The following is a 17,275-nucleotide window of genomic DNA, read 5'->3' as shown; positions in this document are numbered from 1 at the left end:
AATGTTCCTGAGCTTTAGCGAAGGACCGGTGCCGGTCATATCGGAGCGGTTGCTAATCGAGGTTCTGGCGCAGCTGCCAGACCACTATAGTCCAGGCCCCCGTCAGGCTCGATTGCATCCTCAGGCAGGAAGGGTGGACGCAGGCGTCAGCCGCCAGCCGGGGCGCCGGCCCGCAGCCCACTCAATGAAAACGACATCGCCGAGACGGCTGAGGTTTTTTTGCCTGCCGCTAGCGGCCGGCACATCCAACTCATGATTGTTCGCGAGCCGCACCCTGAGGCCGCCCCGGGAGAGGAGTGCGACGACATGGGCCGCCATGTCGATTGGAGTGTAAGCTCGAGGGGCTTGCCACGTCGCCGTGATATCGACATTAGTCATTCGCTTGTCTTTGGGGCTTGGCCGCAGCGCCGATAGGAACTGCCACTCCATCGACGACGAGCGTCGCCTTCGCTCCGGCCTGAATGTCTTCGAGTGCGATGGCGAGCGCAGTTTCGAAGGCGGCGCTACGATCCATGTAGTCGCCGATATGCCGTCGCGCGCGGCTGACTTCCCATACTCCGCTGCGGGGTTTGACGACGACCGGGATTTCATTCGTGCCGATAGGCGGCTCTGTCCGAGAGTTCGTCGTTGCCAACGAAGGAAGGCGCGAGGGTAGGTCGCTCCGCTGTTCGTTGAGCTTCAGAACTTGCCGGACAAAGGCTTCGGCGTAATCCTCAGTATCGGTATGGTCATGCTGGTAGGAGTTTCGACCTTTGGGCCAGAAGGCCATGGTGAGGCGGTCTGCAAGCGAGGGGTCGGCTTGCGCCAGCTCCGCCAGGAGAAATTGGAGGATGCGCTCGTGTGCGAGGACGCGACGCTCCAGATCGGTTTCTTGAGGTGGCATTGGGGAATGGGGAGAGGTCAAGTCTCCCGCTCGCGGTTCAGCTGCCTGTCTGGAAAAGGCGTGCAGGCGGCCATAAGACAAATAGGAACGCCGCGCACAGAACCAGCGTCACAGCAGAGATTCAATAAGCGCTATCCGCGCCCGCCAAATCATATTTCGCAGATAGCGGGTTGCGGCCTCATTTGCCGGGGCTTGCCCTGTTAGGGTTTCCAGGCACACGAGAGGTAAGAGCGATGAAAGAATCCAAGGGAAAGCCAAAGAAGGTCAAACCTAAGACCAATGTTTCCAATCCGAGCGTGAAGAACTTGGTCGACAAGGCTTCCGCCGGGTCGAAACAGTCGAAATAATTCAGGCCCGCTGGTTAACGGCAGGCCTTCATTATCAGACTTACGCGCGATTATTATTTTTCTGACCTTGCGTCGACAATGGTCCGCTCCCATATCCAATCTGTCGCTCTTCTTGCGTAACGCTGCTGCCCTTTTCTGCACGACGCACAGAGGTTCAAAAGCCGATCCCATCCAGACCCGACAGGCTTCAGAGGTTTTCTCTGCCGCCAACGCTATATGGAGGTCTGAAAATGGCTACCGGCACAGTAAAGTGGTATAATTCAATCAAGGGTTACGGCTTTATCGCCCCCGACGACGGAGGCAAGGACGTCTTCGTGCACGCTTCCGCGATAGAAGCCTCCGAGTTTTCCTCTCTTAATGAGGGGCAGAAGCTCGACTTCGAGGTCGAACTGGACGCTCGCAGCGGTAAGGAATCCGCAGCCCGCCTTGCGGTGGCGGCCTAGGGCGACATCGTCTCCTTTCGCGATGACAGAATCTCGTTCGACGGCGTGGTGACTGGTCTGCTTCCTCTGGGAGCACGCCGAGTCAGGTTGGAAAACGGCCATGTCATCACGGTCCTGCCCAGCCTTAATCGACCGCTCAGGACCAGCGTTCTGGGGGACGAGGTCAGGGTTGAGATCGGCTTCAACCAGTTGAAGGGGTGGCGCTTGACGCGTCGCCCCGACCCTCCGGCGGAAGGACGCGCCTGTGCCGCCTCTGGCTGAGAAACTTCCCCTGATGAGTGATACGGACTTGTCGGCCCTGCGCGTCAATGCGCAGCGGCTGGTTCTGCATGGTTTGCCGCCTCAGATCGCGGCGGCGGCTGAGCTTCTTCCGCTGATCGACGCCGAGGCCGCCAGGCGCTCCGCTCTTCTCAAGGCGCCTGCGATGAAAGCGGCTCGCATGCCCCGGAAAAGGGCGACCTCGCCTGCGTCGGGGCATCAGACGGCCTTGCCGTCGCATTCGAAAGACTCCCGATGATCGAAGAAAATTTCGTGCGACTGTACGCCTATGATTTTGTCCAGATGGCTGTGCGATCGGGTCTGGGGCAGGATGTCGATGCGGCATTGCAACGACGACTGGCGGAAGCGCGAACCCATGCCGTCGTTATGGATAATCACAAAAGCAAGGGGCATCTCGCCGCCTTGATCAACCGAGTTCGAGACGAGGCGAGCCGTGTCGACAGGGAGGCGACCTTAATGGAGGTTGGCCATGCGCCAGTCTGACCTGTTCATTCAACCCAAGCGGCCGTGGAATGCTGGCCGCCTCATCGGCCCCAAGGGTCGCGAGGTCGACGCCGTCGGCGATGTAAGCTGCATTGGGGTCGCTGAGGACTTGGGGCGCGACGCCGCGCCAGTCCGAAGCGCGCCGTTTGCACTCGGACAGGTGCGTAGTGATCTGCGCGTCCACGTCACCGGTGAAATCGACCAAGAAGTCTTTCCAGTCGTCGTCCTTGAGGCGGCTGGCGGCATGCCGGGACTGCCGAGCGCGAAGGCTCTCGGGCGCTTGGTTCTGGCGCAGATCCTTCACCTCGTCCTGAAGGGCCAGAAGGGCCTGCTCCTGGCCAGCAAAATGACGCAGGTAACCACGCACCTTTTCCGCCGCCGCTGTAAGCTCCGTGAGCCGCCCGACCCGTTGTTCGCTGCCGGGCGTCACCAGTTTGGCGCGGTCGTTGACATAGCCTTCGATCAGCTTTGTCTTCTGCCCGATCGACGACTCCAGTCCCGAGACCTGGCGGTGTTTCTCCAGCTCAGTTCCGATTCGGTCGGAAAGGACGACTAGGCTCTGCTGCTCCCGCTGACGGGCTTGGACGAAGCGATCCGCGCGCAGAGACAGCAGTTCCTGGAAATTGACGGCGCCGTCTCGGCTCAGAGGGTCGTGGGCTTCGTAGATCACGCGCTCGACCTCGGCCATCAGAGCGTCGGTCATGCCTTCGGCCGAGCACAGCTCTTCGACGAATTGCTGGGAGAGATAGCGAACACGCTCGATGGCGAGGCTACGGGGCGCGGTTCGGTGTGGCGTCGGTGGGATCCGCATATCCATGCGCCTGGCACGCTGTTCAACGACCAGTTCGCCGGCGACGATCCCTGGGAGGAGTATCTAGCCAGTATTGAGACGTCCGAGCCGCGCATCGAGGCCATCGGGGTCACGGACTACTACGGGACCGAAACCTATCGAAAGCTGCTCGAGTACAAGGGCAACGGACGACTTCCCGACGTCGGCCTGCTGTTTCCCAACATCGAGCTGCGGCTCGACATTGCCACCGTGTCGGGCAACTGGGCCAATATCCACCTGCTGGTCAGTCCCGAAGATTCAGACCACCTCAAGGAGGCAGAGCGCTTCCTAAGCAGGCTGACGTTCGAAAGCCCGGTCGGGAAATATGCCTGCACGCCAGACGACCTCACCCTCTTGGGGTTCAAGCTCGACCCCAAGATCAGCGATGCCAAGGCCGCGCTTCGTTATGGAGCTTCGCAGTTCAAGGTGAATTTGGCGCAGCTTCGCGACGAGTTCCGGGCCGATGGTTGGCACAAGACCAACATCCTGATCGCCGTGGCGGGTTCGAAAACCGACGGAACTTCGGGCGTGCGCGAGGCTGGAGATACGACGCTACGCCAATCGATCGAGCGCTTCGCCCACATCATTTTCGCCAGCAGCGTGGCGCAACGAGAGTTCTGGTTGGGCCGGCGGGCGGACAAGCCCGAGGAGATCCGGGAGCGTTACGGCTCATTGAAGCCCTGCCTTCATGGTTGTGACGCCCATGACAACGACAAGGTGGGAAAGCCCGAGGGCGATCGCTTTTCGTGGGTGAAGGGCGCGCCGGTGTTCGACGCGCTGCGCCAAGCCGGCATTGATCCGGCCAGCCGCGCCTATGTAGGCGCGGTGCCGCCGAGCGGCGCGTCGCCGTCCCAAGTGATCCGGGAAGTTCGCATCCAGGATGCACCGTGGGCCAAGACACCCGTGATCCCGCTGAACCGGGGCTTGGTGGCGATCATCGGAGCGCGGGGTTCGGGCAAGACCGCTCTGGCCGACCTGATCGCCGCCGGCGCCGACGCCCTGCCCATCCCCTCCGACGCCGAACGGCCCAGCGCCTCCTTCCTAGCGCGGGCCGGCGATCTCCTGGATGGAGCGAGCGTCGCGTTGGATTGGGGTTCGGGTGACTCGGTCACGCGCGGACTGACCGGTGCAAAGCCGAGCTTCAACCATCCTGCTCCCCCCGTTGTCCCCACCCAGAATAGTCTCAAGGCTTGGCTCGTGACTACCAGCGTCGATTGCAATCAGCCTTCAAGTCGCGCTTGCCGGGTCAGACTAGGGCGACCCACCTTGATATTTCCGGCAGCCTCAGGACCAACCGCCCGCCCGACTCTGGTTTTGAGCTGCCTTTGCGATCGGGGCCCGAATGTAGCGTTGCTGGAGGCAACCCGGCGGCCGCTCTTGGCGCATTCCAGCCAAATGCGTTGCAACTCGCCAAGTTAAGACTGTCGCGTCCCGCGAGCCCCAGGTGCGGATTTATTCCGTTGTTTTTAAAGATATTTTCCAAAACGCTAGGACAGTCTTAGCTGGTCTAGGGCAGTCTTAGCTTGGAAACAGGACAGTCTTAAGTTGTCCCGACAAAAAAGAATGGCGACCCCGGGAGGACTCCAACCTCCGACCTCGGCTTTAGGAAAGCCTTGCTCTATGCAGCTGAGCTACGGGGCCACGGCGTCACTGCCTAAAGGAGGTTGCGGCGTCAGGGAAGCCCCTGCGGCTTCCCTTCGCTTCACCGGCCTCGTGCGGCGGCTCCGCCTTGTGGTTAAGGGCCGTTAAGCTACAATCCCTAGTATGGAACAAAGCCTGAATCGGCGGACGTCGCCGATTCGGTCATGATTCGTTTCGCCCGTGTTCCAGCAGGCGGTAAGGTTCCGCTTACGATTCGCCCCTGCCCTAGACATTCACGATCGTCCCTCCCTCCGCGCCGCTTGTGAAGGCCTGCAGGGTTCGCCACCTTGGGCCGGTCATGAGCGACCGTTCCGCAGGCATGGCCCCTTCGCGCGTCACGGCGATCCTGGGCCCCACCAACACCGGCAAGACCCATCTGGCGGTCGAACGGATGCTGGGTCACGCCTCGGGCATGATCGGCCTGCCGCTGCGGCTGCTGGCGCGCGAGATCTATGAGCGGATCGTCAAGCGGCGCGGGGTGGCCTCGGTCGCCCTGATCACCGGCGAGGAGAAGATCGTCCCGCCGCGCCCCGCCTATTTCGTCTGCACGGTCGAGGCCATGCCGCTGGAGCGGTCGGTCGATTTTCTGGCGGTGGACGAGATCCAGCTGGTCGCCGATCCCGAGCGCGGCCACGTCTTCACTCAGAGGCTGCTTCACGCGCGCGGCCGATTCGAGACCATGTTCCTGGGCGCCGGGACGATGGCGCCGTTGATGCGGGCGCTGGTTCCGGACGCGGAGATCGTCACCCGCGACCGGCTGTCGACGCTGAGCTACGCCGGATCGAAGAAGCTGACCCGCCTGCCGCGCCGCAGCGCCGTCGTCGCCTTCTCGACAGAGCAGGTCTACGCCATCGCCGAACTGCTGCGCCGTCAGAGGGGCGGGGCGGCCGTGGTCATGGGCTCGCTCAGTCCGCGCACCCGCAACGCCCAGGTCGAGCTGTTCCAGTCGGGCGAGGTCGATTTTCTGGTCGCCACCGACGCCATCGGCATGGGGCTGAACATGGACGTGGACCATGTGGCGTTCGCCGGTTTGAGGAAGTTCGACGGGCGGCGCACGCGCTGGCTGCACGCCGCCGAGATCGGCCAGATCGCCGGGCGCGCGGGGCGACACCTGCGCGACGGCACCTTCGGCGTCACCGGCGAAGCGGAAGAGCTGGACGAGGATCTGGTCGAACAGGTGGTCGAGCACCGCTTCGACCCGGTCGAGGCGGCCGAGTGGCGCAGCGGGCGGCTGGACTTCGATGCGCTGCCCGATCTGTTGCGGTCGCTGACCGTGACGCCGGACCGGCAGGGGCTGCGGCTGACCGCACAGGCGCTGGACGAGACCCTGCTGCGGCGCTTTGCGGCCGATGAAGACGTCAAGAAGATCGCCCGTTCGCGCGGCGCCCTGATGCGTCTGTGGGAGGCCTGCCAACTACCGGACTTCCAGAAGACGACCCTGGACGAACACGCCCGCCTGTCGAAGGAGATCTTCACCGCCCTGACCAGTCGTCGCGGGCGGTTGACCGAGGACTGGGTGGCGCCGCGCTTCAACGATCTGGATCGCGACGACGGCCAGATCGACCAGCTATCGGCGCGGCTGTCGGGGGTGCGGACGCTGAGCTACATCGCCAACCGGCCCGACTGGATGGCGGGCGCGCAGGAGTGGCGCGACCGGACCAAGGCGCTGGAGGAACGGCTCAGCGACGTGCTGCACGAGCGGCTGACGGCTCGTTTCGTCGATCGGCGCACGGCGGCGTTGATGCGGGCGCTGAACGTGCGCTCCGACGTGCTGGCGGGCGTGGCCGAGGACGGCGAGGTCACGGTCGAGGGCGAGGTCGTCGGCCATCTGGACGGCGTCTGCTTCACCGTCGATGCGGGCGGATCGGCGCTGGCCGACCGGGCGCTGCGGCAGGCGGCGACGCGGGCCGTGGGGCCGGAGGTGGCGCGGCGGCTGGGGCGACTGGCGGCGGATGAGGACGCGGCCTTTTCCGTCACGCCCGACGGCGGGGTGCTGTGGAACGGCGCCCTGACCGGCCGCATCGTCAATGAAGACCCCTTCTCGCCGCGCGTCCGGCTGCTGGGCGAACTGGGCCCCGCCCCGGCGCGCGAGCGGGCCGAGCGGCGCATGGAGGCCTGGCTGGCGGCCGAGGCGGGGCGGGCGCTGAAGCCGCTGAAGCGGCTGCGCCAAGCGATCGAGAGCGGCGCCCTGACCGGCCTGCCGCGCGGGCTGGCGTTCCGACTGATCGAGGCGGGCGGCCTGATCCCCCGGCGCGAGGTCGAGCGCGATCTGGCGGCTTTGAGCCAGCATGAACGGCGCACGCTGAAGACCTTCGCCATCCGGGTCGGCGCCCATTCGGTCTGGCTGCCCGGCGTGATGAAGCCGCGCGGCGCAGCGTTGGCGCAGGCCTTCCTGCCGCGCGAGGCGACGAACGGGCTGGCGGGCGATGGCCTCCTAAATCTGCCGGAGCCGCCGCCGTCAGCGCGCGCCCTGTCGGCGTTCGGACGACGCGCCGTCGACCGTTGGACCGCCCCGGTCGAGGCGTTGGAGGCGTTGGCCGAGGCCCAACGCGCGGCGGGCAAGGCGCCGCTGTCGGATGAAGCGCTGAACGCGCTCGGCTGGACGGGGGATCAGGCCAGGGCGATCCACGCCGCCCTGCGCACCCCGCGCGCCGATCGGGCGCCGCGCCCCGGCAAGCCGGCGCCGCCGCCCAAGGATTCGCCCTTCGCCGCCCTGGCCCAACTGACGCAACCCCCGCGCCCCGCCGCCAAGCCCAAGACGGCGCGCAGGCCACGTCGGCGTCCTCGGCGGGCGACGGGCGGCAAGGCCGCTGAATGAGCCTGGAGAGCTGCCGCATCGACGTCTGGCTGTGGCGCGCGCGCTTCGCCAAGACGCGCAGTCTGGCCGCGGCCATGGTCGAGCAGGGCGCAATCCGCCTGACGCACAACGGCGCCCAGTCCCGGCTCGACAAGCCCAGCCGCAGCGTCCATCCCGGCGACGAAGTGCTCTTCGCTCAGGGCGGTCGCCTCATCGCCGTGCGCGTGGTGCGGATGGGCGAAAGGCGCGGCCCGCCCGAGGAAGCCCGCGCCCTTTATGAGCCGCTGGACGCGCCGCCCTAGCCCGCCGCCTTAACGAACTCGCCTTCGATGTGCAGCTTCACCTCGTCGCCCAGGGCGGGCAGGCCGAAATTGATGCCGAAGTCGGACCGCTTGATGGTCGCCTCTCCATCGAAGCCGGCCTTGTAGCCGCCGCGCGTCGGGCCGGCCTGATTGAACTCGACCTCCATGACCACCGGACGGGTGACGCCGCGCAGGGTCAGTTCGCCATGGACCGTGGCCTCGTCGCGATCATCGGCATCGACCGTGATCCGGGTTGAGCGAAAGGTGGCGACCGGATGGTTGGCGGTGTCGAAGAAGTCCGGCGTCTGCAGATGGCGGTTCAACCCGTCGGAGTTCGACGCCACATCCGTCAGGGGAATGGTCGCAGTCAGGGTGCCTGCGGACAGATCAGCCGGGTCCAGCTTCAGCTCGGCCTGAACGTTCACGAACTGGCCGACATAGGTCGAGAAGCCCAGGTGATCGACCGACCAGGTGATCTTGCCGTGCGCCGGGTCCAGTTTGTAGTCGCCGGACTGGACCTCGGACGGAACCTTGGTCAGGGCGGATTGGGCGACGACCGCGCCGCCGGCCAGCAGACTGAGCGCCAGGCTCGCGGCGCCGAGACGGCCAATGGCTGAGTGAGTGATGAAACGCACGGTGGAGCCTCCTGATGGACGATGATCGGGCGTCACGAATGTGGAGCGGGGCCTGGCGACATCGGGCCTGAACAGCTTTGCAACAGCGCCTTCGGTTGACAGTTGGTTCCGTCAGGGCCATGTGCCCGCCCTCGACCTCCCTCGCTGCCACAGGCCCGCCCGAACGCCATGACCTACATCGTCACCGACGCCTGCGTGAAATGTAAGTTCATGGACTGCGTCGAGGTGTGTCCGGTGGACTGCTTCTATGAGGGCGAAAACTTCCTGGTCATCGCGCCGGACGAGTGCATCGACTGCGGCGTGTGCGAGCCGGAATGCCCCGTCGACGCCATCGTCCCCGACACCGAGGACGAGCCCGACGGCAAGTGGCTGCAGGTCAACGCCGAATACGCCAAGGTCTGGCCCAACATCACGGTCAAGGGCGTGCCCCCGGCGGATCGCGAACAGTATGAGCGCGAAACCGGCAAGTTCGAGAAGTACTTCAGCCCCAAGCCGGGCAAGGGCTCCTAAGAATTCGCCACAATACGGTCACAATGCGCCGGTCTTCGCCGCTCGCCCTGTGGATGTTTTGAGATTTCCTAATTTTATGATAGGTTCCTCCCTATTCGAAACGGGCGGTTCCGCAAGTCTGCGCGCCGCCCGCATTTACGACAGAACCTCGCCGCTAGAGACGAGGTCGGCCAGGGGTTTGGTGATCCGTTTTCGCGTCTGACAGTGCGATCCTCCGCCTCAACCGCCGGGCCCAGCGCTCGGCGGAGGGGCGGTTTTTCACTATCTGCGCGGCGACGCTCTCATCCCTACGGTTCGGGAAAGGAATGACATGACGAGCAAGACCGGTCTGGAATTCAAGGTTGGTGATGCGGTGGTCTATCCCGCACACGGCGTCGGCAAGGTCGCCGCGATCGAGACTCAGGAAGTCGCCGGCATGGCGCTGGAAGTCTATGTTGTGACCTTCGAACACGAGAAGATGACCCTGCGCGTCCCGACCAAGAAAGCCAAGACCGCCGGTCTGCGCACCCTGGCCGCCGACGACACCGTCTCCAAGGCCCTGACGACCCTGAAGGGCCGCGCCCGCGTCAAGCGCACCATGTGGTCGCGCCGCGCCCAGGAGTATGAAGCCAAGATCAACTCGGGCGACCTGATCTCGATCGCCGAAGTGGTCCGTGACCTGCACCGCGCCGAGACCCAGCCGGAACAGTCCTATTCCGAGCGCCAGCTCTATGAATCGGCCCTGGACCGCATGGCTCGCGAAGTCGCCGCCGCCAACAAGATCGACAAGGACGCCGCCATGGCCCTGCTGGGCAAGTCGCTCAGCGCCAAGAAGCCGGTCGCCCCGGCCGCCGAGGCTGAAGCCGAGGCCGCCTGACCTCAGGCGATCCGCAAACGACGCGAAAGGCCCGGCGGCGACGCCGGGCCTTTTTTCATGAGCGCCTTCGACAAGCGCTCGGTGAAACCGAATGGTCTGGCGAAATGGCCATGAATGGACAGGTATGACCGGCCATTGATCCTCTAGGAGCGCGCGCATCGTCGTCGTTCGCAGAGGCCCTCCCGATGTCCATGCCCGCCCCGTCTCCACCCTTGCGGTGGAGCGACCTACTGCACCCCGTCGTCGCCGGACTGATCTCGGTCATCGTCAACTATGGCGGCACCTTCATCCTGGTGTTCCAGGCGGCCAAGGTCGCGGGCCTCAGTCCTGAGTTGACCGCCTCCTGGGTCTGGTCGATCTCGATCGGCGTGGGGACGACGGGCCTATGGCTGAGCTGGCGCTACAAGGCGCCGATCATCACCGCCTGGTCGACGCCCGCGGCGGCCTTCTTGGTCACGGCCCTGGCGGCGACCTCCTACGCCGAGGCGATCGGCGCCTATCTGATCTCGGCGGCGGCCTTCGTCGTCCTAGGGCTGTCCGGCGGGTTCGACAAGGTGATCCGCCTGATCCCGCCCCCCATCGCCGCCGCCCTGCTGGCGGGCATACTGCTGCCCTTCGGGGTGCAGGCGTTCGGCGGCGTCGGCGTCGACCCCGTTCTGGCGGGCCTGCTGATCCTGACCTACGTCGTGCTCAAGCGGTTCACGGCGCGCTATGCGGTCGTGGGCATCCTCGTGCTGGGGCTGGGTTTCTTGCTGATGCAAGGGCGGGTCGACCTGTCGGGGCTGGAGCTGAAGCTGGCGGCGCCGGTCTTCACCATGCCCGCCTTCTCGTTCAAGGCCCTGCTCAGCCTGGCCATCCCCATGTTCCTGATCACCCTGACGGGCCAGTATATGCCGGGCATGCTGGTGCTGCGGAACGACGGCTATGCGGTCAACGCCAATCCCCTGGTCACGGTGACGGGGCTCGGGTCGCTGCTGGCGGCGCCGTTCGGCTCGCACGCCTTCAATGTGGCCGCCATCACCGCCGCCATCTGCACCGGCAAGGAGGCGCATGAAGACCCGTCCAAGCGCTGGATCGCGGGCGTGGCGGCGGGGGTGTTCTACATTCTGATCGGCGTGTTCGGCGTGACCCTGGCGGCGGTCTTCATGGCCCTGCCCTCCGTCTTCATCACCACCCTGGCGGGGCTGGCCTTGCTGGGCGCCATCGGCGGCAGCCTGGCGGGCGCCCTGGTCGAGCCGAAGTCCCGCGAGGCGGCCCTGATCACCTTCCTGGCGGCGGCGGCCAACATCCAGCTGATCGGGATCGGCGGGGCCTTCTGGGGCCTGGTGATAGGGCTGATCGCCTATGCGGCCCTGAACGGCGGCCTGGCGGCCTTCGCCAAGATCCTGCTGCCGGCCAGGCCCGCGCCCGAGCGTCCGGCGGAATAGGGCGCAAAGGAACAGAGGCCGGGACGCGCGTCCCGGCCTCTTCCAAAATCAGATCAGAAATACTCCGCCCCGGCCGGGCACTGGGCGGCCAGGCGACGGGCAGTGATACTGGCCGGAATATAGGGCGTGCCGCGCGCCAGCTGGGCGCCGCCGTTGAAGCGAAAGGCCTGCTCTTCATAGGTGCCGTTCAGCCGCACATTGATGCGGCGGCCCTTGCGGTCCTGACAGCTGCCTTCAAAGCGCGCGCGGCCGTCGCCGACCTGGCGGGTCGGATAGGTGCACCGCCACTTGCGCGTCGACAGACCGCCGAAGAATCGATTGATCTCGCTGGGCCGCACGCACTTCTGCTCGGTGTCGCGGGCGCCCATGACGCTGGTGGTGTACTCCCAGTAGCCGGGCAGAACCTCGGATTGGGCGGCCGACTGGGCCTGAGGCGCGGACGCAGGCGCGGCCAGCATCACGGCGCCGGCGGCCACAGGGGCGACAACAGCCATCAGCCGCGCGAAGGGGATCAAGGTCTTCATGGATTTGCCGTTCATGGGACTCATCATGGGTCTGCTCTATATAGTCACGCCTTGAACGACTGCTGAACGAAGGCGATCCCTTGCCTTCACAATGACTCTTGGCCTTCAGAATGACTCTGTCGCGCCGGACGACGACTCCAGCCTTGACGCCCGGCGAGTCCTTCCTCTATACGGCCCCCTCTCGCGCGGGCCTCCTTGCTCGCTGCGTCCCTGTTTCATGCGTCCGCACCGGTATCGCGGATGTGACCTTGAGGATCTTCAGATGTCGCGTCGCTGCGAACTCACCGGTATCGGCCCCATGGTCGGCCATCACGTGAGCCACTCCAACATCAAGACCAAGCGCCGCTTCCTGCCTGCGCTGAAGACGGTCAAGGTTCAGTCGGAAGCTCTGGGCCAGACCTTCTCGCTGCGTATCTCGAACGCCGCCCTGCGCACCCTGGACTTCAAGGGCGGCCTGGACGCCTTCATCGTCAAGGCTCGCGACGAGCAGCTGTCGATCGCCGCCCTGCGCATCAAGCGCCAGGTCCGCGCCAAGCTGGCCGAGCAAGCCGCCGCCTGATCGGCGTCGACTGACGGATTTTGAAAAGGCCGGTGGAGACGCCGGCCTTTTTCTTTTGCGCGCCGCGCGGCTAACCTCAGGGTTCGTCCTGCCGGAGCTTCAGCCTTGCGTCCTCTCGTCGCCCTCTGCCTGACCACGGCCCTGCTGTCGTCGCCCGTTCTGGCGCAGGAGACGCCACGCGAAACCACCGCCTTCACCCTATCCAGCGGCGCGCCGCGCACGGCGGAGCAGTTGGCCCTGCGCTTCGACAAGGCCGACCTGTCCTTCAGACTACTGCCGGAGACTCAATCCCTCGAAGGCGTCGCCGTCCTCGACTTCACCGCCACGGCGCCGACTTCGGCGGTCGTGGTCGAGCTGGACGCGGTCTTCGCCATCGCCGCCATCACCGTGGACGGGCAGGCGGTCGCCGACTGGTCCAACCCCGAGGGGCGGCTGACCATTCCCCTGCCCCGCCCCCTGACGGCGGGCGACAGCGTTTCCGTTCGCATCGCCTATTCGGGCCGCCCGCATCAGGCCCAACGCGCGCCCTGGGACGGCGGCTTCGTCTGGACCACGACGCCCGACGGCCAGCCGTGGATCGCCAGCGCGGTGCAGGGCGAGGGCTGCGACCTTTTCTGGCCCTGCATCGACCACCCGCAGGGCGAGCCGGAGCGGGTGGATCTGCACATCACCGTCCCCTCAGGCCTCAGCGCCCCCGCCAACGGCCGCTTTCTGGGCAAGTCCGACAACGGCGACGGCACGACGACCTGGAACTGGACCGCGCGCCAGCCCGACACCTACGCCATCAGCCTGAACGTCGGCCCCTATGTGGAGATGGCCGCCGACTATCGCAGCCGGTTCGGCAATGTGATTCCCTTGCGCTTCTGGCGGCTGGCCTCGGCCGATCCGGCCAAGGCGCTGGCGCTGTTCGACGAGTTCCCGCAGATGCTCGACTTCTATGAGGCAAGCATCGGCCCCTTCCCCTTCGGCGACGAGAAGATGGGCGTGGTCGAAACCCCGCACCTGGGCATGGAGCACCAGACCATCAACGCCTACGGCAACGGCTACAAGCTGGACGGCAAGGGCTACGACTGGCTGCTGCAGCACGAACTGGCGCACGAGTGGTTCGGCAATCAACTGACCAACGCCGACTGGGACGACATGTGGCTGCACGAGGGCTTCGGCACCTATATGCAGCCGCTCTACGCCCGGTGGTTGAACGGTGAGCGGGCCATGCAGGCCGAACTTCAGACCATGCGGCTGGCCCTGGCCAATCGCTTCCCGGTCGTGTCCGGCAAGCCGCAGGACGCCGGAACCGTCTATGACGACAAGACCGGCCCGGCGCTGGATCTCTATTACAAGGGGGCGCTGATCGCCCACACCCTGCGCCTGCACATCGGCGACGACGCCTTCTATGAGAGCCTTCGTCGTCTGGTCTACGGCCGCGCCGATCCGCAGCCGGGGAACTTCCGGCCGCGCTACGCCACGACGCCGGACTATGTGGCCATCGTCAATGAGGTGACGGGCCGCGACATGGGCTGGTTCTTCGACGCCTACCTCTATCAGGCGGCCCTGCCCGATCTGGTCATGACGCGGCAAGGCGAGCAGGTGACGCTGGAGTGGAAGACCGCAAACGGCCGCCCCTTCCCCCTGCCGGTCGAGGTCGAGGTGGACGGCGCCTTACGCTCTCTGCCCATGACCGACGGCCGCGCGACGTTCGAAGCGCCGCCGGGCGCGCACATCCTGCTGGACCCCGGCTCAAAGGTGCTGAGGCGGTTGGAGTATCTGGAGCGGTGGAAGGCGGCTGCGGCCGCCGACTGACGCTCAGGCCGCTTCCAACTGCCGCCGCCCCAGGGCCGCGAACCGGCGCCAGTCGGCGTTGTCGGCCCAGACGGCGGCCAGAGCCTCCAGCAGATGATCCTCGTCATCGTCGTTGTGCAGCGGCGTCGGCGTGACGCGCAGCCGCTCGGTTCCGCGCGGCACCGTGGGGAAGTTGACCGGCTGGATATAGACGCCGTGCTCATCCATCAGGGCGTCCGTCACCGCTCGCGCCGTGGCCGCATCTCCGATCATCACCGGCAGGATATGGCTGGGGCTGGGCAGGACCGGCAGGCCCAGTCGCTGCATCCCCGCCTTGATCGAGGCGGCGCGCGCGGCCAGCGCCCGGCGCGGCGCGCCGTCGGCCTTCAGATGCTGTAAAGCCGCCCGCACCCCAGCCACGACCGAAGGCGGCAAGGCCGTGCTGAAGATGAAGCCCGGCGCGTGACTGCGCACGAAGTCGACCGCCGCCGCATCGCCCGCCACATAGCCGCCCATGGCGCCGAACCCCTTGCTGAGGGTGCCCTGAATCATGCTGATGCGGTGCGACTGGCCGTCGCGTTCGGCCACGCCCGCGCCGCGCGCGCCGTACAGACCCACGGCGTGAACCTCGTCCAGATAGGTGAAGGCGCCGTGCTTTTCGGCCACATCGCAGAGGGCGGCGATGGGGGCGAAATCGCCGTCCATCGAATAGCAGCTCTCGAAACAGACCAGCTTGGGCCGATAGCGGCAGACCCCGCTCATCAACCGGTCCAGATCGCGCCAATCGTTGTGGGCGAAGATGTGCTTCTCCACGCCCGAGCGGCGCATTCCCTCGATCATGGAGGCGTGGTTCAAAGCGTCGGAAAAGATCACGGCGCCGGGCAGGCGCGAGGCCAGCGTCGACAGCGCCGCGTCATTGGCAGCATAGCCCGAGGTGAACAGCAGCGCCGCCTCCTTGCCGTGCAGATCGGCCAGATCGCGTTCCAGCAGGACGTGTTCGTGGCTGGTGCCTGAGATGTTGCGCGTCCCGCCCGCGCCCGCGCCATAGGTGCGGATCGCGCTTTGCGCCGCCTCGACCACCTCGGGGTGGACGCCCATCGACAGATAGTCGTTCGAGCACCAGATGGTGATGGTCCGCCCGCGTCGGTGATCGCGCGCATAGGGGGTGTCAGGGGCCAGCCGCTCCAGATCGGCGAAGACGCGATAACGGCCCTCCTGCTTCAGATCGTCCAGATCGCGGCTGAAGAAGTCGGCGAAATCGAAAGCGCCCATGACATCACATCCTATCACAGGACGGGCGGCGACATTGCCATCCCGCCGGGGGCGTGACACCTAACGCTGGATTGGCTGGATCAGTCCGGCCACTTTGGAAAGAAGCCGCAGACCATTGCTGAAGCGCGCCCAGCTGGAATCCGTTCAGGCCTTCATGGACCACCCGGCCCAGTCCGGCCTGCCCCTGCACGCCCGCATCCAGCGCGCTGTGCGCCAGTTGATCGTCGAGCGGTCGCTGACGGCGGGGCGGCCCCTGCCCTCGTCGCGGACGCTGGCCCGGTCGCTGGGCGTGTCGCGCGATACGGTCGAGACGGCCTATGCCCAGCTTCACGCCGAGGGCTTCATCGAGCGGCGCGTCGGCAGCGGCAGCTTCGTCTGCGAACTGACCGAACTGGGCCTGAAGCGCGGGGTGCTGCGCCCGGCCGGCCGCCGTCCCGCCCTGCAACCGGCGACGGCGCCGCCCCTGAGCAAGCGCGGGCAGGCGATGGCCGACAGCGGGGGCCTGCGCGACCCCTACGCCCCGCTGGCCTTCTCGCCCGGCGTGCCGGAGACGCGGCTGTTTCCCTTCGCCCAATGGGACCGGCTGCACCGCCTGACCCTGCGCGAGGAGGGCGCCGCCGCCCTGCACCACGGCGACCCGCAGGGGCATCCGCGCCTGCGCCGCGCCATCGCCGGCTATGTGAACCTGGAACGCGGCGCGCGGGCCGATCCCGACCAGATCCTGATCCTGACCAGTTCGCAGCAGGCCCTGTCGCTATGCGCGCGTGTGCTGGCCGATCCCGGCGACGGCGTCTTCATCGAAGACCCGGCCTATCAGGGCGCCGCCAAGGCGCTGGATGCGGCGGGGCTGAAGCGGTTGCCCGTGGCGGTCGATGTACAGGGACTGCGGACCGACGACCTGCTGGCCCGACGCGAGGACGGGCGGGCGGTCTTCGTCACCCCCTCGCACCAGTTTCCGACCGGGCGCAGCCTGTCGCTGGACCGGCGGCTGGCCCTGATCCAGTGGGCGACCGAGCATGACGCCTGGATTCTGGAAGACGATTACGACAGCGAGTTCCACTACGCCGGGCGGCCCACCGCCTGCGTTCAGGGCTTGGACCCGCATGACCGGACCCTCTATCTGGGCACCTTCACCAAGTCGCTGTTTCCGGGTCTGAGGCTGGCCTATCTGATCCTGCCGCGCCCGCTGGTCGAGCCGATGGTCGCGGCGCGCAGCCTGATGGACGGCTTCACCGCCTCGGTGGCGCAGCTGACGCTGGCCCGCTTCATCGAGGACGGCCGGTTCGGCGCCTATGTCCGCAGCATGCGCGGCGTCTATGCGGAACGGCTGGACGCGCTGGAAGCGGCGGTGAAGACGCGCCTGTCCCACGTCGTCACGCCCGACCGACCTGTCGGCGGCTTACAGATGCCCTGCTTCCTGAACGACGGCTTCGACGAGGCAGAGACAGTGCGCGCGGCCCGGCGCGTCGGCGTTCACCTGACCGGGCTGACGCCCCTGCACGACGCGGGCGCGGGCCGTCCCGGCTGGCTGATGGGCTTCGCCGCCTCGACCCCGGCCGAGATCGACGCCGCCGTTGATCGGCTGGTGAAGCTGTTTCCCGCGTGATCGACGCTTACAAAGCGGTCTGACGATCTGCGCCGACGTGGCGGGGAATGGCCGGGACACAGGGGTCTAGGGTGCGGAGGTCGGCGGTCAGCCGACGCCGTGA

General features: G+C 66.3%; 16 protein-coding genes and 1 tRNA gene. 10 read left to right on the top strand and 7 right to left on the bottom strand.

The features are described 5' to 3' along the window. Positions 1 to 370: 370 nt before the first annotated feature. Positions 371 to 904: a hypothetical protein gene (locus B3D50_RS11250; protein WP_286951260.1), complete on the bottom strand. Its 534-nt coding sequence runs from the start codon at positions 902 to 904 to the stop codon at positions 371 to 373. Between the two features lie 556 nt (positions 905 to 1,460). Here B3D50_RS11250 and B3D50_RS11245 point away from each other — a divergent pair. Continuing rightward, positions 1,461 to 1,673: a cold-shock protein gene (locus tag B3D50_RS11245; protein WP_112999684.1), complete on the top strand. Its 213-nt coding sequence runs from the start codon at positions 1,461 to 1,463 to the stop codon at positions 1,671 to 1,673. A gap of 477 nt (positions 1,674 to 2,150) precedes the next feature. Here the strand turns inward: B3D50_RS11245 and B3D50_RS11240 are convergent, their stop codons facing one another. Both B3D50_RS11240 and B3D50_RS11235 read right to left on the bottom strand, forming a co-directional pair. Further along, the gene (locus B3D50_RS11240; RefSeq protein WP_286951259.1) at positions 2,151 to 2,345 is read right to left on the bottom strand and encodes a hypothetical protein; all 195 of its coding nucleotides are present in this window, start codon (positions 2,343 to 2,345) and stop codon (positions 2,151 to 2,153) included. 13 nt (positions 2,346 to 2,358) lie between these two features. After that, complete coding sequence (locus B3D50_RS11235) at positions 2,359 to 3,138, bottom strand: hypothetical protein (protein WP_286951258.1); 780 nt, start codon at positions 3,136 to 3,138, stop codon at positions 2,359 to 2,361. Between B3D50_RS11235 and B3D50_RS11230 the strand changes: the two genes are divergently transcribed. Further along, the gene (locus B3D50_RS11230; RefSeq protein ID WP_286951257.1) at positions 3,088 to 4,683 is read left to right on the top strand and encodes a hypothetical protein; all 1,596 of its coding nucleotides are present in this window, start codon (positions 3,088 to 3,090) and stop codon (positions 4,681 to 4,683) included. The genes B3D50_RS11235 and B3D50_RS11230 overlap by 51 nt on opposite strands. Positions 4,684 to 4,828: 145 nt before the next feature. On the opposite strand, the gene B3D50_RS11225 is transcribed toward B3D50_RS11230, so the two are convergent. Next, positions 4,829 to 4,905: transfer RNA gene (locus B3D50_RS11225), tRNA-Arg, on the bottom strand. 298 nt (positions 4,906 to 5,203) lie between these two features. Here B3D50_RS11225 and B3D50_RS11220 point away from each other — a divergent pair. Together B3D50_RS11220 and B3D50_RS11215 are read left to right on the top strand one after the other, a co-directional pair. Continuing rightward, positions 5,204 to 7,723 carry a helicase-related protein gene (locus tag B3D50_RS11220; RefSeq protein ID WP_286951256.1) on the top strand — a complete coding sequence of 840 codons (2,520 nt, stop codon included), beginning with the start codon at positions 5,204 to 5,206 and terminating at the stop codon, positions 7,721 to 7,723. After that, positions 7,720 to 8,004 (top strand): RNA-binding S4 domain-containing protein, encoded by a 285-nt coding sequence (locus B3D50_RS11215; RefSeq protein ID WP_286951255.1) that lies wholly within the window; start codon positions 7,720 to 7,722, stop codon positions 8,002 to 8,004. Before B3D50_RS11220 ends, B3D50_RS11215 begins: the two co-directional genes overlap by 4 nt. Here the strand turns inward: B3D50_RS11215 and B3D50_RS11210 are convergent. Beyond that, a complete protein-coding gene (locus B3D50_RS11210) occupies positions 8,001 to 8,639 on the bottom strand; it encodes a YceI family protein (protein ID WP_286951254.1) in 639 nt (212 codons plus the stop codon). The genes B3D50_RS11215 and B3D50_RS11210 overlap by 4 nt on opposite strands. Before the next feature lie 168 nt (positions 8,640 to 8,807). Between B3D50_RS11210 and fdxA the strand changes: the two genes are divergently transcribed. From fdxA to B3D50_RS11195, 3 genes are all read left to right on the top strand, one after another. Continuing rightward, positions 8,808 to 9,149, top strand: coding sequence for a ferredoxin FdxA (gene fdxA / locus B3D50_RS11205; RefSeq protein ID WP_003166185.1), 342 nt, complete (start codon positions 8,808 to 8,810; stop codon positions 9,147 to 9,149). Positions 9,150 to 9,459: 310 nt separating this feature from the next. Then, a complete protein-coding gene (locus B3D50_RS11200) occupies positions 9,460 to 10,005 on the top strand; it encodes a CarD family transcriptional regulator (protein ID WP_046652322.1) in 546 nt (181 codons plus the stop codon). Between the two features lie 185 nt (positions 10,006 to 10,190). After that, positions 10,191 to 11,432 carry a benzoate/H(+) symporter BenE family transporter gene (locus tag B3D50_RS11195; protein ID WP_286951253.1) on the top strand — a complete coding sequence of 414 codons (1,242 nt, stop codon included), beginning with the start codon at positions 10,191 to 10,193 and terminating at the stop codon, positions 11,430 to 11,432. A gap of 53 nt (positions 11,433 to 11,485) precedes the next feature. Here B3D50_RS11195 and B3D50_RS11190 read toward each other — a convergent pair whose 3' ends face one another. Beyond that, positions 11,486 to 11,971 (bottom strand): DUF3617 domain-containing protein, encoded by a 486-nt coding sequence (locus B3D50_RS11190; protein ID WP_223850613.1) that lies wholly within the window; start codon positions 11,969 to 11,971, stop codon positions 11,486 to 11,488. Between the two features lie 247 nt (positions 11,972 to 12,218). Here B3D50_RS11190 and rpmB point away from each other — a divergent pair, with 247 nt between their 5' ends. Then, on the top strand, positions 12,219 to 12,515 hold the full coding sequence (rpmB, locus tag B3D50_RS11185) for a 50S ribosomal protein L28 (RefSeq protein WP_040346215.1): 297 nt from the start codon (positions 12,219 to 12,221) through the stop codon (positions 12,513 to 12,515). A gap of 105 nt (positions 12,516 to 12,620) precedes the next feature. Continuing rightward, positions 12,621 to 14,315, top strand: coding sequence for a M1 family metallopeptidase (locus B3D50_RS11180; RefSeq protein ID WP_286951252.1), 1,695 nt, complete (start codon positions 12,621 to 12,623; stop codon positions 14,313 to 14,315). 3 nt (positions 14,316 to 14,318) lie between these two features. Here the strand turns inward: B3D50_RS11180 and hemA are convergent, their stop codons facing one another. Beyond that, positions 14,319 to 15,566 (bottom strand): 5-aminolevulinate synthase, encoded by a 1,248-nt coding sequence (hemA, locus tag B3D50_RS11175; protein ID WP_286951251.1) that lies wholly within the window; start codon positions 15,564 to 15,566, stop codon positions 14,319 to 14,321. 115 nt (positions 15,567 to 15,681) lie between these two features. Here hemA and B3D50_RS11170 point away from each other — a divergent pair, with 115 nt between their 5' ends. Further along, the gene (locus B3D50_RS11170) at positions 15,682 to 17,172 is read left to right on the top strand and encodes a PLP-dependent aminotransferase family protein (RefSeq protein ID WP_286951250.1); all 1,491 of its coding nucleotides are present in this window, start codon (positions 15,682 to 15,684) and stop codon (positions 17,170 to 17,172) included. Positions 17,173 to 17,275 lie beyond the last annotated feature (103 nt).

The organism is Brevundimonas sp. UBA7507, assembly GCF_002478355.1.
GTDB classification, from domain to species: Bacteria; Pseudomonadota; Alphaproteobacteria; order Caulobacterales; family Caulobacteraceae; genus Brevundimonas; species Brevundimonas diminuta_D.
This window is presented reverse-complemented; position numbering and strand designations above follow the sequence as displayed.